The sequence below is a fragment of the Bradyrhizobium sp. SZCCHNS3052 genome, assembly GCF_032484495.1.
Lineage (GTDB): Bacteria > Pseudomonadota > Alphaproteobacteria > Rhizobiales > Xanthobacteraceae > Bradyrhizobium.
Genome location: NZ_JAUETB010000009.1, coordinates 129,450 through 144,612, shown reverse-complemented (window position 1 = coordinate 144,612; position 15,163 = coordinate 129,450). Strand labels below are relative to the sequence as shown.

The 15,163-nt window shown below is 65.4% G+C and carries 12 protein-coding genes; 5 read left to right on the top strand and 7 right to left on the bottom strand.

Annotated features, from left to right (window positions below; translation table 11 throughout):
- Positions 1-156: 156 nt before the first annotated feature.
- Positions 157-1,176 carry a tRNA dihydrouridine(20/20a) synthase DusA gene (gene dusA, locus QX073_RS24795; RefSeq protein WP_316193701.1) on the top strand — a complete coding sequence of 340 codons (1,020 nt, stop codon included), beginning with the start codon at positions 157-159 and terminating at the stop codon, positions 1,174-1,176.
- Positions 1,177-1,254: 78 nt separating this feature from the next.
- Here the strand turns inward: dusA and QX073_RS24790 are convergent, their stop codons facing one another.
- The 6 genes from QX073_RS24790 to QX073_RS24765 form a co-directional block, all read right to left on the bottom strand.
- Positions 1,255-1,791, bottom strand: coding sequence for a TIGR02281 family clan AA aspartic protease (locus tag QX073_RS24790; protein WP_315717625.1), 537 nt, complete (start codon positions 1,789-1,791; stop codon positions 1,255-1,257).
- Positions 1,792-1,819: 28 nt separating this feature from the next.
- Positions 1,820-2,017 (bottom strand): DUF1289 domain-containing protein, encoded by a 198-nt coding sequence (locus tag QX073_RS24785; protein WP_315717626.1) that lies wholly within the window; start codon positions 2,015-2,017, stop codon positions 1,820-1,822.
- A gap of 47 nt (positions 2,018-2,064) precedes the next feature.
- Positions 2,065-3,660 (bottom strand): HAMP domain-containing sensor histidine kinase, encoded by a 1,596-nt coding sequence (locus QX073_RS24780; protein WP_315717627.1) that lies wholly within the window; start codon positions 3,658-3,660, stop codon positions 2,065-2,067.
- Positions 3,661-3,797: 137 nt separating this feature from the next.
- Positions 3,798-5,228 carry a PepSY domain-containing protein gene (locus tag QX073_RS24775; protein WP_316226526.1) on the bottom strand — a complete coding sequence of 477 codons (1,431 nt, stop codon included), beginning with the start codon at positions 5,226-5,228 and terminating at the stop codon, positions 3,798-3,800.
- 7 nt (positions 5,229-5,235) lie between these two features.
- The gene (locus tag QX073_RS24770; protein ID WP_315827816.1) at positions 5,236-7,635 is read right to left on the bottom strand and encodes a TonB-dependent receptor domain-containing protein; all 2,400 of its coding nucleotides are present in this window, start codon (positions 7,633-7,635) and stop codon (positions 5,236-5,238) included.
- 365 nt (positions 7,636-8,000) lie between these two features.
- Positions 8,001-8,870, bottom strand: coding sequence for an NAD(P)-dependent oxidoreductase (locus QX073_RS24765; RefSeq protein WP_315717630.1), 870 nt, complete (start codon positions 8,868-8,870; stop codon positions 8,001-8,003).
- Positions 8,871-9,131: 261 nt separating this feature from the next.
- On the opposite strand from QX073_RS24765, the gene QX073_RS24760 reads away from it, so the two are divergent.
- The 4 genes from QX073_RS24760 (at position 9,132) to QX073_RS24745 (ending at position 13,383) form a co-directional block, all read left to right on the top strand.
- Positions 9,132-9,578 (top strand): VOC family protein, encoded by a 447-nt coding sequence (locus tag QX073_RS24760; RefSeq protein ID WP_315827817.1) that lies wholly within the window; start codon positions 9,132-9,134, stop codon positions 9,576-9,578.
- Between the two features lie 132 nt (positions 9,579-9,710).
- A complete protein-coding gene (locus QX073_RS24755; protein ID WP_315752566.1) occupies positions 9,711-10,841 on the top strand; it encodes an Mrp/NBP35 family ATP-binding protein in 1,131 nt (376 codons plus the stop codon).
- Between the two features lie 180 nt (positions 10,842-11,021).
- Positions 11,022-12,116 (top strand): TRAP transporter substrate-binding protein, encoded by a 1,095-nt coding sequence (locus tag QX073_RS24750; RefSeq protein WP_315752567.1) that lies wholly within the window; start codon positions 11,022-11,024, stop codon positions 12,114-12,116.
- Positions 12,117-12,294: 178 nt separating this feature from the next.
- On the top strand, positions 12,295-13,383 hold the full coding sequence (locus QX073_RS24745) for a TRAP transporter substrate-binding protein (protein WP_315752568.1): 1,089 nt from the start codon (positions 12,295-12,297) through the stop codon (positions 13,381-13,383).
- A gap of 98 nt (positions 13,384-13,481) precedes the next feature.
- Here the strand turns inward: QX073_RS24745 and QX073_RS24740 are convergent, their stop codons facing one another.
- A complete protein-coding gene (locus QX073_RS24740) occupies positions 13,482-15,158 on the bottom strand; it encodes a TRAP transporter large permease subunit (protein WP_315752569.1) in 1,677 nt (558 codons plus the stop codon).
- Positions 15,159-15,163: the final 5 nt, after the last annotated feature.

Here is a 15,163-nt window from a genome sequence, read left to right as displayed (position 1 = left end):
CAGACGCAGCCGCGATCTGCGGAACGTTGTGGTTGAATTCGGTAAACCATCGATCCTCTCCGATCCGACATTGTTGTGCTGCGCACGAAAAACGGGTCGAAATCGGTGGAAACCGGTGTAAATGCGCGGTGATCGGGTGGCTCTGGTACACTTCCAATGGCTGATGTCTCGAATAAAACAGTGGAATCAACGACTTGGCGCTTCTCCGTGGCGCCGATGATGGATTGGACAGACCGGCATTGCCGGGTGTTCCATCGGCTGCTGTCGCGCCGGGCGCTGCTCTATACCGAGATGGTCACGACCGGTGCCGTGATACATGGCGACCGCCAGCGGCTGCTCGGCTTCGATCGAAGCGAGCATCCGGTGGCGCTGCAGCTCGGCGGCTCCGATCCCGGCGATCTCGCGACGTCAGCCAAGATCGGCGAGGAGTTCGGCTACGATGAGATCAATCTCAATGTCGGCTGCCCGTCGGACCGGGTGAAGGACGGCCGCTTCGGGGCCTGTTTGATGGCCGAGCCTGCGCTCGTCGGCGCCTGCGTCGCCGCGATGAAGCACGCCGTTCGCATTCCCGTCACGGTGAAGTGCCGCATCGGCATCGACGATCAGGATCCGGAAATCGCACTCGATATGCTGGCGGACGCGGTCGTCGACAGCGGCGCAGACGCGCTGATCGTGCACGCGCGCAAGGCGTGGCTGGACGGCTTGTCGCCGAAGGAGAACCGTGACGTCCCGCCGCTCGACTACGACAGGGTGTACCGGCTGAAGGCGAGGCTGCCGCACGTGCCCGTCATCATCAATGGTGGCATCGGCAGCATCGAAGCTGCGCAAGGTCATCTCGCGCATGTCGATGGCGTGATGCTCGGGCGAGCGGCCTATCAGGAGCCGTGGCGGCTGCTCGATGTCGATCCCGTCCTGTTCGGCGACGTCGCGCCGCATCGAACCATGAAGGGCGCATTGGCGGCGTTCGAGCCGTACATCGCGCGCCAGCTCGGGCAGGGCACGCGGCTGCACGCGATCACGCGGCATCTCGTCGGCGCCTATCACGCGGTGCCCGGCGCACGCGCGTTCCGCCGCCATCTCGCCGAGCGCGGCGTCAAGCCGGGCGCCGGCATCGAGGTGCTGCGCGAGGCGGTCGCGATGGTCGAGGAGCGCCCTGCGGTTGCTGCGCTGGCCTGAGCGGCTCAGGCCAGCGGCGGCAGTTCGACAACGGCCTGTCGCGCGACCGGATTGCAGGCTGCCACGAGGCTCAGCCCCTCAGCTGCGATCGGGAAAGCCGTGCAGCATCAGCCGGTCGGAGCGCACTTCCCAGCGCTCCAGCCGGTCGAGGAAGCTCATGCCGAGCAAGTTGGTCTTCATCTGGCCGTGCGGCACCACCAGCGCCGGAACCGAGCGTTCCACCAGTTTGCCGATCGCGAGCCGGTCCAAGGTCAATCGCGCCGCCTTGGTGTGGCCGCCAGCGGTCTCGACGTCGACGTCGTAGGCGAGCAGTTCGAGCGGCAGGCCTGCGGCCTTGGCGGTCTCGTAGGTCAGAACCACCGATGTGGCGCCGGTGTCGACCACCATCGGCGCGGTGACGCCGTTGATCTTGGCGCGCAACGCGAACTCGCCGCCTCTGGTGCGCTCGATCTCGACCGCGTTGGTCGGAGGACTCGCCTTGGCCCTGAGCGCGCGGCTGCGCAGAACCTCCGACACTGTGTCGCTCGCGAGCGCCGCCTGCTCGGGATCCTTGTAGACGATCACGGCGCCCGCGGTGAGCACCATGGTGACGAAAACGAGCACGACCTTGTTCATGCCGCGCCTCCCGTCGGCACGGAGGCGCTCAGTCGCGCCGACGCGCCAGCGCGGGCAGACCGGCGTCGTGCATGCGGGACGGCAGCCCGTCCATCAGCGCGAGCCGCTCGTCGGTCGACATGCGGCCCCAGCGGGCGATCTCCGGCAGCGTGCGTCCGCAGCCGAAGCAGAGTTTCGTCTTGGGGTCGATCATGCAGACGGCGATGCAGGGCGTATCCTGGCTCATGGCGCGAGTTTGAAAGGTTCTGACACTGTCGTGCAAGTGCAATCATCTCACAGTCCCGTTCCGGCATTCATGATCGGCTTGCGCACCCGGCGCTTCTCCTGAGCGGGGGCGATCGCATGCTCCGGCTGCAATGGCGGTGCCTCGTCCGACAGCGGAGCGAGCGCCGACATCACCCGCTCCGGCGGGAAGGTGACGATCACCTCGGTGCCGATGCGGACCTTCGATTTCAGCGTGAACGTGCCACCATGCATCTCGATCAGATTCTTGGCGATGGGCAAGCCTAATCCCGCGCCCTGTTCGGCCGACTTGATCGAGTTGGAGCCCTGGCCGAACGACGCGAGCACGATCGGAATCTCGTTCTCGGGGATGCCCGAGCCGGTGTCCTTGACGCTGAGATATTGTCCGCCCGAGGCCGTCCAGCCAGCCTTCAGCCAGATGTCGCCACCCTGCGGCGTGAACTTGATGGCGTTGGAGAGCAGGTTGAGCACGACCTGGCGGATCGCGCGCTCGTCGGCCCACAGCCGCGGCATCTTCTGCTCGAACACCTCGTGAATGGTGATGCCGCGGCTCGTTGCGCGCAGCTTCAGCAAATGGTGGCAGTCGGCGATCACGTGCACCAGCGCCACGGCTTCCTCGTTCAGCTCGTAGCGGCCGGCCTCGATGCGCGAGAGATCGAGGATCTCGTTGATGAGGTTGAGCAGGTGAACGCCCGAATTGTGGATGTCGGCCGAATATTCCTTGTAGACCGGCACCGCATGGACGCCGAAGATCTCGCTCTTCATCACCTCGGAAAAGCCGAGGATGGCGTTCAGCGGCGTCCGCAGCTCATGGCTCATCTGCGCAAGGAAGCGCGACTTGGCGACGTTGGCGGCCTCCGCGCGGTAGCGTGCCTCGTCGGAGATCGCCTTGGCCTGCTCGAGTTCGCCGATCAAGGCGTCCTTCTCGGCGCGCGCTTCGAGCGTGGCCAGCGTCGTCGCATGCAGCTGATGGGCGAGCAGCACGAAGTAGCCTTCGGCGGCGACGGCGAACCCGGCGAGCAGGTAGTTGTCGAACGTGCCCGACAGCGCGAGGCTGAGGGTGATGGCGACCGTCATCGGTGCGGTGACGGCGACGGCGGCGACGGGCAGGTTGGCGGCGAGCATGCTCGAGACCGCGATCACCAGCAGCATCAGGAACATCATCAGCGTGCCCGACACCGCCGCGAGCGCCGGATGGATCAGGATCGCCATCCAGCAAACGCCGTAGAGCAAGTCGAGCAGCACGAAGCGCGTGCGCCAGCGCCGCGTCGCCGCCAGCGACGGCTGGTCGGCGAGGAAGTTCGAGCAGTTGCGCACGATCGCGGCATGAATGCAGAGCACGCCGAGCGTCCATGCGCCAGCCGCGATCGTATGCAGCCAGACGCTGAGCATCAGGCCGGTTGCGACCACCAGCAGCACGACGATGTAGGAGGCGGAGATGCGGGTCTGTGCGTATTGGCGCAGCAGCTCGCGATCGAAGGCCGGACGTGTTCCCGACGTCGACGTTAACCGGTCGCGCGCCTCGCGCACCCGCTGCTGCGCGGCCCGGCGCTGGCTTGCTGGTGCAAGCGCCGGCGGATCTGCCGGAAGCTCGACGACCTCAGGCTTTTCAGCGGGTTTACTCATCAAACAACACAAATCCTGCCCGCGAGGTACGGGCTGCTTTCTGCATTGTCTATAACTGGGCCCAAATCCTTAAGACGGATTATAGACAACGAAAAATTTGCGTTAACCGCGCGTTAAATTAACGATTGTGGCGAGGCTCAGCGGAGCTGCATTCGCAGGCGGCGCCAGCCGATCACCACGCCCGTGATGCTGAAGACGAGGCCGATCGCGCAGAGGCCGACGATGAGAACCGTGCGCAGCGCCGCATGGGCGAGCAGGGCCGGAAAGTCGAGCGTGTGCAGCGCCTGATAGAGCCACCGATAGGCGCGTCGGGACGGATCGAGCTTCTCGAGCACCGCGCCGGACGCGGCGTCGACATGATACCAGGTGTCGCCGCAGATCACGCGATGGACCGGCGCGCCCGGCACATCGGAGACGAACGGATAGTCGTCGCCCGGCTCGACTTCGGTCGAGCGCCCGCAATCGCCGCGCAGGCGCGACACCGCGGCATTGACGTCGGCCGGCTGCAGGAAACGGCCGACGATGCGTGCTGATGCGCCGTCCAGCACCGAAATCTGCTGCTGGCTCGGCGCGCGCCGGGTGCGCTGATAGAGGCGGCCGCCGAAGGCGAACCACTCGATCTCGCGGACCTCGCCATGCACCGCCGCGAGCGCCGCCGTCGCCAGGCCGGTCCAATCCGGTGCGCCGACGAGAATGGCTTGCTCGGACGGCGTCAGATGGCCGGTCGCAAATAGCCTGCCATGGTCCATCGACAGCCAGCCGCTGACCATCCAGGTCAGCACGAACTGCATGCAGATCAGGCCGGCCCAATGATGCCAGAGGTGCCAGCCGTGGTAGCGCGAGCACAGCCGCGCCTTCCGATATCTCAGCCGCATCGGGCCGAGCAGCGCGCCGCTCACGGCGGCGATGACCGCCGCGAGCGACAGCCACCACACGACGGCGTTCCAGGCCGCCCAGTCCTTGCGCAGGACGGTCGGATAGATCCAATGGACGACGCTGCCGACGTAGTTCCAGGCGCGTTCGGACCGTGTCGTGTCGAGCACGACCTCGCCGGTGATCGAGGACACGTAGAGTTCGGTGCCATTGGGATCGTTGAGCGCGATCCGGTGCAGCGGACGATGCACGTCGAAACGGTTCGGCACCGTCCATTGGTCGTAGTGCTCCAGTGAGGCGATGGTGGCGCCATCGGCCTCGAGCCCGCGCCGCCGGGCTGCCGTGCGCGCGATCGACAGCACGAGGTCGGGGGCGCTCACATCGGCCGCGGCCAGCGTGTCTGCACGAATGGCCGCGCTGCGGCCGGCGGCCGAGATGACATAGACCGGACCATCCACGCGCTGCATCAGCCGGATGCGGTCGGGATGATCGATGCCACCTGCGACGAGGGCCTCCGCGGGACCGTGCAGCGACAGGGCGGTGTCGAGCACGGGCAGCGCGGCGAAGCGCTCGCTCTCGGTCTGCGCCGGGAACGGCACGTAGTGCATCACGATCCCGGTCGCGAACCACAGCACGAACAGCGGACCCAGCGGGATGCTCAGCCAGCGGTGCGTGAGGATCAGCGCCCGGATCATGCGGCCATCAGAACTTGAACGAGGCTTCGACCTCGTAGGTGCGGGGCGCGCCGAGGAAGATCTGGTCGGGATAGAACGGATCGCTCCAAGCCGCATAACGTTTGTCGGCAACGTTGCGGACGCGGAAGGCGAGCCGCGTGCTGGTCGCGGTGGCGAACAGCGGCACCCTCGGCAGGTCGACGAACGCGAACAGATCGGCGGTGGTGTAGGCGAGCAGTTTCACCGTGTTGGCATCGGTGCTCCAGCGATCGCCCACGTGGCGCACGGAGAAACCAAGCTCGACCGGCCACCAGCCGGGATTGAGGAAGCGGTAGGAGCCGCCGCCATTGACGATGACGGCGGGAATGTTGGGCGGCGTGTTGCCCGAGAACGAGCCGCCGCCGGCGAGATCATAATCGGCATAGCGGGCGCGGACATAGGCGACGTTGCCCCAGAGCCTGCTCTCGGGTGTCGGCCGCACGGCGGCTGCGACCTCGATGCCCTGAGATTTCACCTTGCCGGCCAGGTTGAGCTGCTGGCCGGCCTGGGCGCTGTAGACGTTTTTGCGTTCGATGTCGAAGGCGGAGAAGGTCCACTCCGCACGGCCGTTCCACGCGAGCTGCTTGACGCCGGTCTCATAGCTGCGGGAGTCCGAGAGCGTGAGGTTCTGGGTCGGACTCAGCAGGAAGATGCTGTCGGCGGAGATGTCGGTGGCGGTCGCATATTGGCTGTAGAAGGTGGTGCCCGGGAACACTTCCCAGGTGTAGCCGATGCGGCCCGTGACCGGCTGCCAGCTCTTCGAGTAGGGGAAGCTGCTCTTCACGACGCCGTTCTTGTCGATCGAGTTGCGGTCGAGCGAGAACGGGTTGTAGCGCAGGCCGCCGACCAGCGCGAAATTGTTGGTGAGCTTCAGCCGGTCTTCGAGATTGAGTGCCACGCTGTCGATGGTGGCGGTCTGCAACTGCGTTCCGAGCGGGCCGTAGACGCCTCGGTCGAAGCCGGTCAGCGGAATGCTGTCACCCGGGAAGATCGCCGCGCCAGGCCGCGTGAAGTCGGTATGCGAGCTTTCCACCGCTGTCACGAGCCGGTTGGCCAGACCGAACAGGTTGGCGTTCCAGGTGAGGTCGGTGGTGTTGCCGACCATGTTGTGGTTGTGGTGGACGAAGAACCGCTCGCGATCGACGGTGTTGGTGGTCGCGTTGAACGCCGAGACCTCGTTGTTGTACCAGTCGCGGCTGGCGTTGTAGTTGTAGACTTGGCTCCGCAGCCTGACGTCGTTGCTCAGGTCCCATTCGAACCCGCTGCGGACCCACGATTCCTTGATCGTCTTGTGGCCGTCGACCACGTTGTAGTTGGTCGACAGCGTGCGGCCGTCGATCGTGACGGCGCCGAGATCGGTGCCGTTGTAGGCCGACACCTTGGTGCCTGAGACGATGCCGCTGGTCGCGTTGGCGCCGCTGAAGGTGACCGGCACCAGCGGCGTGCCCTCATAGGGCTTGGCCTTGTAGTCCTTGAACTCGGCGGCAAAGAAGGTCTTGAAGCTGTCGGACAGCCGGTAGTCGAGCTGGCCTGAGACATGGATATTCTTGAACTCGGTGTCGTCGATGAAGCCGACCTCCCTGGTCCGGCTGATGTCGAAGCGATAGTCCAGGCCCTTGACGGTCGTGCTGCCGCCCGAGCCGAAGCCGCTGCGGAACGTGCCGCGCTGGTCGAAGCCGACGAAGGCTTCGCTCTCGATCGGGCCGGTGTGCGGGGTCTTGGTCACGAAATTGACGGTGCCGCCGACCGCGCCCTGGCCCGAGATCAGCGAGGAGGGGCCCTTGAGAAACTCGACCCGGTCGAGGTTGAACGTCTCCATCGTCAGCGCGGTGAAGCCGGTCGGGCCGATGTTGATGCCGTTGTAGAGCACGTTGACCTGATTGCCCTGGAAGCCGCGCATCGCGAAGCCGACATCGTTCGGGGCATCACCCGCGCTGACGCCGGCGGCGCCTTTCACCGCGTCGACGGTCGTGTGGTAGCCCTGCTCACGCAGCGTCTCGGCGCCGACCACCTCGATCGAGGCCGGCAGCTCGCGTACGGTGAGGCCGAGCCGGCTGCCGCTCGCGGGCGTCGCATTGCCGTTGAGCGGCGTGGTGGCCGCCGTGTTGGACGAAGGCCGCGTCGGCGCTGCTGCGGGCGTGGGCGCGGCCATGCGCCGGGACGCCGGAGGTGTGGTCCGACGGGCGGCTTGGGTCGAGGAGGGCGCGCGGCCGGCCGCCGGGCGCTGCCGCGGCGCATCGACCGTCACGTCCGGCAGCAGGGTGTCTGCGGCGGCCTGCCTCCCGTCCGGAGGGGAGGTCTGTTGGGCATAAGCCGCCGGCACCGCCGACCAGCCTGCCACCAGCAGCCCCGCAAGCGATATCGAACCCCAGACGTCGCGCACGCTCATTCCGCTCCCCATCGCAGCAGCCGGCTTTCCGGCCATCTGCGCCCCCAGCCAACGTTCATGATCACCACGACGAGAGTTAGCTCAGCCCAACGGATATGTAATGTTATAACATTACATATCCATTTTTCTCTGAGTGGGTGTCTCGACGATCGGGCAACACATGCGAACGATTAGCGATTGCAAGGGGTATCAGCGAGTCGCAGATGGCGCAATGGCGCCCGTCCGCGGCGGACGTATCCCGCCGCGTGTCTGCGGCAATACATGGGGGAAGGCAGATGAGCCGGGGCCTGCCAAGGTCCCGGATCGGAAATCTGCCGCCGCAGCACACGCGCAGCGGCAGATCGATCAGTCGGAGAGCGGCGGAATCACTTCTCCAGCCGGGCCAGCAGGCTCGACGTGTCCCAGCGCTTGCCGCCGAGCTTCTCGACCTCGGAATAGAACTGGTCGACCAGCGCGGTCACCGGCAGATGGGCGCCGTTGCGGCGCGCTTCGCTGAGGCAGATCGACAGGTCCTTGCGCATCCATTCCACCGCAAAACCAAAGTCGTATTTGCCGTCGTTCATGGTCTTGTAGCGGTTCTCCATCTGCCAGGACTGGGCGGCGCCCTTGGAGATGGTCTCGATGACAGCGGGAACGTCGAGGCCGGACTTCTTCGCGAAATGGATACCCTCGGACAGGCCCTGCACGAGGCCGGCGATGCAGATCTGGTTGACCATCTTGGTCAGCTGGCCGCTGCCGGCCGGTCCCAGCAGCTTGCACATCCGGGCATAGGCCGCGATCACCGGCTCGGCGCCGGCATAGGCGTCGGCGGTGCCGCCGCACATCACCGTCAGCACGCCGTTCTCGGCGCCGGCCTGGCCGCCGGACACTGGCGCGTCGATGAATTTGAAGCCGGCCTTGGTGGCTGCGGCGTCGAGCTCACGTGCCACTTCAGCCGAGGCGGTGGTGTGGTCGACGAAGGTCGCGCCCTTCGCCATGCCGGCAAATGCGCCGTCCGGGCCGATCGTGACCGCGCGCAGGTCGTTGTCGTTGCCGACGCAGCACATCACGAAGTCCTGGCCTTCCGCGGCCTGCTTCGGCGTGGGGGCTGCCTTGCCGCCGAACTTGTCGGCCCATTCCTTCGCCTTGGCCGCGGTACGGTTGTAGACCGTGACCTCGTGACCGCCCTTCTTCACGAGATGTCCTGCCATGGGGAAACCCATGACGCCGAGACCGATGAAAGCGACTTTAGCCATATGAGCTACCTTGACCTTGGGGTTCTGCCGACAGCCTTGAGAGGGCCGGGCTGTTCTTGAAAGGAACACATCAGCATCCGGCGCGGGTCGCGGCGGTGCTGGACGCCGCACCATAACGGCTTGAGAGGCGGGGGCAACGGCTTCGTGACGGATGCGAAAGCGGCGCCGCGTGCTAAAGAGGCATCATCATGACGGCTTGCAAAGCCGTCATTGCGCAACGAAATCCAGTCAACCAACGAACCAGCCAGGGGAGTGTCTCGCATGGGCGTCAGCGTCGGCGTGCTCGATCATTTCAACATCCGGACCCGCAACCTCGCCGAGACGGTCCGCTTCTATGAAGACGTGCTCGGGCTGGAGAACGGCGCCCGGCCGAACTTCGCCTTTCCTGGCGCCTGGATGTACAGCGAGGGGCGCCCGGTGGTGCACCTCGTCGACATCTCGCCGACCTCAGAGGCACAGAAGCCGGACTCCGGCGTCGTCCACCACGTCGCCTTCGTCAGCCGCGGCTTCGCCGGCATGAAGGCGCGGCTCGCCGCCAAGGGCATGCCGTTCGAGGCGCGGCAGGTGCCGGGCGGGGAGCTGTGGCAGATCTTCGTGCGCGACCCCAACGGCGTGATGATCGAGCTCAATTACGAGGCAGCGAAGGAGCGGGCCGAGGATGCGCCGGTCGAGACCGCCTCCGACATCGGAACCATGGTGGCGTTTTGAGCCGGTCGGCCTTATGAAGCAGCGCAACGCAGGGCCGGAGCGGTGCCGTCGCAGACGACGGAAGATCATGTCCGGCCAACGGGATAGGGCGCGACGATGTGGCGCGTTCTGAACTTCTTCAGGAGACGCGCCGTGAGCGTGACGCAGCAGCAGGTTATCGAGGCACTCAAGCGGGTCCGCTCGCCACGTGGCGTGGCGCTGCCGGACGCCGGCGTGCTGTCGCCGATCACGGCCAATGACGGCAAGGTGTTCTTCTCGATCAATGTCGAGGCCAGCGAGGCCCGCGCCTGGGAAGACACCCGCGCGAAAGCCGAAGCCGCCGTGCGCGCCATACCCGGCGTGACCATGGCGATGATCGCGCTGACCGCGGAGCGCAAGGCGGGCGCTGCCGCCCCGCCGCCGCGACAGGGCGGCGTGCAGCCGGTCGCGGCGCATCGTCCGCATCAGCACCAGCATCCGGCGGACTCGCCGATGTCCCGGCAGGCCGCGATCCCGGGTATCGCGGCCGTCATCGCGGTGGCCTCGGGCAAGGGCGGTGTCGGCAAGTCGACCACCGCGATCAATCTCGCGCTGGGCTTGCGCGATCTCGGCCTCAAGGTCGGGCTGCTCGACGCCGACATCTACGGCCCGTCGGTGCCGCGGCTGACCGGGCTGCAGGAAAAGCCCAAGCTCACCGACGACAAGAAGATGATTCCGCTGTCGCGGTTCGGCCTGTCGATCATGTCCATCGGCTTTCTCGTCGACGAGGACAGCCCGATGATCTGGCGCGGCCCGATGGTGATGTCGGCGATCAACCAGATGCTGCGCGACGTCGCGTGGGGCACGCTCGACGTGCTCGTCGTCGACATGCCGCCGGGCACCGGCGACGCCCAGCTGACCTTGGCGCAGAACGTGCCGCTGAAGGGCGCCGTGATCGTGTCGACGCCGCAGGACCTGTCGCTGATCGACGCCCGCCGCGGGCTTGCGATGTTCCGCAAGGTCAACGTGCCCGTGCTCGGCATCATCGAGAACATGAGCTACTTCCAGTGCCCGCAATGCGGCACCCGCTCCGACATCTTCGGTCATGGCGGCGCGCGCCACGAGGCCGAGCGGCTCGGCGTGCCGTTCCTCGGCGAAATCCCGCTGCACATGGACATCCGCTCGACGTCGGACGCCGGCAACCCGGTGGTCGAGAGCGAGCCGAAGGGTCCACATGCCGCGATCTACCGGGCCATCGCCGCGTCGGTGCGGGATCAGCTCAAGGATGCGATCGCCGCTGCTTGATGCACTGCAGCGAAGCGTGTGCGACTATTGGACCGTTTGTCATTCCAACGTCGCGTTTTCGCTTAACCGGTTCCGTGCTAAAGCCCGGCCCGGATCGCCTTCGACCGTGTGCGGCCAATCGCATCGGCGGATAAATGCTTTTTCAACGGGAAAACGCCCCCAACAAGGAGATGCCTTAATATGAAGCGTCGTGATTTTCTGAAGGTCTCGGCCGCCGGTGCCGCCGCGTCGGCAGCGGTGGCCTCGCCTGCGATCGCGCAGTCGATGCCCGAGATCAAATGGCGGTTGACCTCCAGCTTCCCGAAGTCGCTCGACACGATCTATGGCGGCGCCGAATATATGGCGAAGCAGGTTGCCGAGATGACGGACAACAAGTTCCAGATCCAGGTCTTCCAGGCTGGTGAGCTGGTGCCGGGCCTGCAGGCGCTCGACGCGACCTCCAAGAACACCGTCGAGATGTCCCATACGGTGTCGTATTATTACGTCGGCAAGGACCCGACCTTCGCGATCTTCGCCTCGGTGCCGTTCGGCCTGAACGCCCGGCAGCAGAACTCCTGGCTATATCAGGGCGGCGGCAACGAGCTCGCCAACGAGTTCTTCAAGAAGGCCGCCAATGTCATCGGCTTCCCCTGCGGCAACACCGGCACCCAGATGGGCGGCTGGTTCCGCAAGGAGATCAAGACCGTCGCCGACCTTTCGGGCTTGAAGTTCCGCATCGGCGGCATCGCCGGCCAGGTGCTGCAGAAGCTCGGCGTCGTGCCGCAGCAGCTCGCGGGCGGCGACATCTACCCGTCGCTCGAGAAGGGCACCATCGACGCCGCCGAGTGGGTCGGTCCGTATGACGACGAGAAGCTCGGCTTCCAGAAGGTGGCGAAGTACTACTACTACCCGGGCTTCTGGGAGGGCGGTCCGACCGTCCACGCCTTCGCCAATCTCGACAAGTGGAACGAGCTGCCGAAGCACTATCAGTCGATCCTCGCCAACGCGACGGTCAATGCCAACACCTGGATGGCCGCGCGCTACGACCAGGTGAACCCGGCGGCGCTGAAGCGCCTGGTCGCCGGCGGCACGCAGCTGCGGCCGTTCACCAACGAGGTGCTCGAGGCCTGCCTCAAGGCGACCAACGAGCTGTGGGGCGAGATCTCGGCCAAGAACGCCGACTTCAAGAAGGTCATCGACGCGATGCAGGCCTACCGCTCGGATGAATATCTGTGGTGGCAGGTTGCCGAGTATACCTACGACAGCTTCATGATCCGCTCGCGTACCCGCGGCTGATCGCAAACTTCAGATCGGCGGATCGACGTCAGCCCGGCCTCGCGAGAGGCCGGGCTTTTGCGTTGCGACAACGTTTCGCAATGGCACTCCGACGCACTTTGATCCACACTGGAACTGAAGCCTCACAAAGAAGGCTGCTCAGGAAACGAACACAATGACCCCCAGGGAGGGAAGAACTATGAAGCGGAGAGACTTCATCAAGGTGACCGGGCTTGGCGCCGCTGGCGCGGCCGCGATCGCAGCGCCGGCCATCGCACAATCGATGCCGGAGCTGAAATGGCGCATGCCGACGAGCTGGCCGAAATCGCTCGACACCTTGTATGGCGGCGCCGAGATCATGGCCAAGGTGGTCGGTGAGGCCACCGACAACAAATTCCAGATCCAGCCCTTCGCCGCCGGCGAAATCGTGCCCGGCCTGCAGGTCCTCGACGCCGTGCAGAACGGCACCGTCGAAATCGGCCACACTGCGTCGTACTACTATTTCGGCAAGGACCCGACGTTCACCTTCGGCTCGTCGGTCCCGTTCGGGCCGAACATGCGCATCAACCAGGCCTGGTACATGCTCGGCGGAGGACGTGAGATCCTCAACGAGTTCTACGCGAAGTACAATGTCGTCTCGCTGCTTGCCGGCAACACCGGTTGCCAGATGGGCGGCTGGTTCCGCAAGGAGCTCACCGGCGTCAACGATCTCAAGGGGCTGAAATTCCGCGTCGGTGGCTTTGCCGGCCGCGTGCTGCAGAAGCTCGGCGCGGTGCCGCAGCAGATCGCCGGCGGCGACATCTATCCGGCGCTGGAGAAGGGCACGATCGATGCGGCCGAGTGGGTCGGACCGTACGACGACGAGAAGCTCGGCTTCGTCAAGGTCGCGCCCCACTACTACTATCCGGGCTGGTGGGAGGGCGGACCGATACTGCTTTCCTTCGTCAACCAGGATCGTTGGAATGCGCTGCCCAAGAACTATCAGAAGATCCTCGAGCATGCCGGCCATTATGCCAACAACTGGATGATGGCGAAGTACGACCAGAGCAATCCGGCGGCGCTGCGCCGGCTGCTCGCCGCCGGTGCCAAGCTGCATGCGTTCTCGCCGGAGATCATGCAGGCCTGCCTGAAGGCTGCCCGCGAGCTGCACAACGAGGTCGCGGCCACCAACCCCGACTTCAAGAAGACCTATGAGTCGCTGTCGGCCTTCGCCGGCAATGGCTACTCCTGGTTCCAGGTCGCCGAGATCGGCTACGACGCCTTCATGGCGCGCAATCCGCTGAGCTGAGACCGGCGCCGTATCGCGTCAGGAGCCAGCGACAAAACAAAACCCCGGCGCGTTGCGCCGGGGTTTTTCGTGGGCGGAGCGATTGCGCGTCGCGGCCATCACTGCTTCGGCGGTCCGACATCGATCTGAGGCGGGCCGAAATCGAGCGGCGGCGCGTCGATCTGCGGGATCTCGATCTTGATCGAGTTCGGATCAACGGTGGAGAGCGAGCCCTTGTAGTGCATGACCATCGAGGGGAACAGGATCACCAGCATCACCATGATCAACTGGATCACCACGAACGGCACCGCGCCCCAGTAGATCTGTCCCGTGGTCACCGGCTCCATCCTCTTGCCGGTGACACGGTCGAGATAGGACTCCTTCGGTGCCACTGATCGCAAATAGAACAAGGCAAAGCCGAACGGCGGATGCATGAACGAGGTCTGCATGTTGACGCCGAGGATGACGCCGAACCAGATCAGGTCGATGCCGAGCTTTTCGGCCGCGGGTCCGAGCAGCGGGATGATGATGAAGGCGAGCTCGAAGAAGTCGAGGAAGAACGCCAGCACGAACACGAAGGCGTTGACGAAGATCAGGAAGCCGACCTGACCGCCGGGCAGCGAAGTCAGCAGGTGCTCGACCCAGACATGGCCGTTGACGCCGTAGAAGGTCAGCGAGAACACGCGCGCGCCGACCAGGATGAAGACCACGAAGGCCGACAGCTTGGCAGTGGATTCCACCGCCTGGCGGACCAGGTCGAAGCTGAGCCGCCGCTTGATCGCACCAAGGATGATCGCGCCGGCGGCGCCCATCGCGCCGCCTTCCGTCGGCGTCGCGAGCCCGATGAAGATCGTGCCGAGCACCAGGAAGATCAGGAACAGCGGCGGCACCATCACGAAGGTGGTCTGCTGCGCCATGCGGGACAGGAAGCGGTATCCGGTGGTGCGCTCCAGCACCCAGTTCACGACGGCGACGGCGAAGGCGAACACGATGCCGTAGAACATGCTCAGCACGACGAAGTCGGCGCCGTGATATTCCGAGCCGCGCATCATGAACCAGCCGAACACACAGCTCGCCAGAAACAGCACGCCCAGCGATTTCAGGCCGCGGTCGCCTGAGTCCTCCCGAAAGCCGATCGCATCGGCCGGCAGGCCGGGGGCCGATTTCGGGAAGATCATGCTGGTGAGGAAGGCATAGGCTGCATAGATCGCCGACAGCACGAGGCCAGGGATGAAGGCGCCTTCGTACATGTCGCCGACGGACTTGCCGAGCTGGTCGGCCATGACGATCAGGACCAGCGACGGCGGGATGATCTGCGCAAGCGTGCCGGAGGCGGCGATGATGCCCGAGGCAAGCCGGCGGTCGTAGCCGTAGCGCAGCATGATCGGCAGAGAGATCAGGCCCATCGAGATCACCGAGGCGGCGACCACGCCGGTGGTGGCCGCGAGCAGCGCGCCGACGAACACGACCGCATAAGCGAGGCCGCCGCGGATGGTGCCGAACAGCTGTCCGATGGTGTCGAGCAGATCCTCGGCCATGCCGGATCGTTCCAGCACCAGGCCCATGAAGGTGAAGAACGGAATCGCCAGCAGCGTGTCGTTGTTCATCACGCCGTAGACGCGTTCCGGTAGCGCCTGCAGGAAGTCCGGCCGGAATTCGCCGAGCCCGATGCCGACGAGGGCGTAAAACAGGCCGACGGCGCCGAGCGAGAACGCTGCCGGATAGCCGAGCAGCAGCATCACGACCAGCGACCCGAACATGATCGGCGCCATATTGGCGATCAGAAACGCTTCCATTGGAT

Bases quoted from the DNA above. Each gene is read 5' to 3' on its own strand.
- QX073_RS24745 (WP_315752568.1), top strand. From the start codon at position 12,295: ATGAAGCGGAGAGACTTCATCAAGGTGACCGGGCTTGGCGCCGCTGGC.
- QX073_RS24765 (WP_315717630.1), bottom strand. From the start codon at position 8,870: ATGGCTAAAGTCGCTTTCATCGGTCTCGGCGTCATGGGTTTCCCCATG.
- QX073_RS24780 (WP_315717627.1), bottom strand. From the start codon at position 3,660: ATGAGTAAACCCGCTGAAAAGCCTGAGGTCGTCGAGCTTCCGGCAGAT.
- QX073_RS24740 (WP_315752569.1), bottom strand. From the start codon at position 15,158: ATGGAAGCGTTTCTGATCGCCAATATGGCGCCGATCATGTTCGGGTCG.
- QX073_RS24770 (WP_315827816.1), bottom strand. From the start codon at position 7,635: ATGAGCGTGCGCGACGTCTGGGGTTCGATATCGCTTGCGGGGCTGCTG.
- QX073_RS24760 (WP_315827817.1), top strand. From the start codon at position 9,132: ATGGGCGTCAGCGTCGGCGTGCTCGATCATTTCAACATCCGGACCCGC.
- QX073_RS24790 (WP_315717625.1), bottom strand. From the start codon at position 1,791: ATGAACAAGGTCGTGCTCGTTTTCGTCACCATGGTGCTCACCGCGGGC.
- QX073_RS24785 (WP_315717626.1), bottom strand. From the start codon at position 2,017: ATGAGCCAGGATACGCCCTGCATCGCCGTCTGCATGATCGACCCCAAG.
- dusA (WP_316193701.1), top strand. From the start codon at position 157: ATGGCTGATGTCTCGAATAAAACAGTGGAATCAACGACTTGGCGCTTC.
- QX073_RS24750 (WP_315752567.1), top strand. From the start codon at position 11,022: ATGAAGCGTCGTGATTTTCTGAAGGTCTCGGCCGCCGGTGCCGCCGCG.
- QX073_RS24775 (WP_316226526.1), bottom strand. From the start codon at position 5,228: ATGATCCGGGCGCTGATCCTCACGCACCGCTGGCTGAGCATCCCGCTG.